This is a genomic window from Pseudomonas sp. SIMBA_067 (assembly GCF_046534675.1).
Classification (GTDB): domain Bacteria; phylum Pseudomonadota; class Gammaproteobacteria; order Pseudomonadales; family Pseudomonadaceae; genus Aquipseudomonas; species Aquipseudomonas putida.
Genome location: NZ_JAWRYH010000496.1, coordinates 1 through 269, shown reverse-complemented (window position 1 = coordinate 269; position 269 = coordinate 1). Strand labels below are relative to the sequence as shown.

General features: G+C 56.9%; 1 protein-coding gene. It reads left to right on the top strand.

The genetic code is table 11. The features are described from left to right. On the top strand, nucleotides 1-269 hold a 269-nt coding region (locus SB765_RS30050), incomplete at both ends, for an NAD(P)H-hydrate dehydratase (protein WP_410932552.1).

Genomic DNA, 269 nt, shown 5'->3' with positions numbered 1-269 from the left:
CGATGCTTTGGGACGCGGATGCACTTAACCTGCTGGCAATCAGTGCGGAGAAACGTCAGAATCGCATTATTACGCCGCATCCTGGTGAAGCGGCGCGTTTGCTGAATACCGAGACCAGTGAAATTGAGAGTGACCGCTTACATGCAGCGCAGACATTGGCGCAGCGTTATGGCGGCGTAGTGGTACTGAAAGGTGCCGGTACGCTGATTGCCAGCGAGCAGGGTGAAATGGCCTTTGCTGACGTGGGCAATGCCGGTATGGCCTCCGGC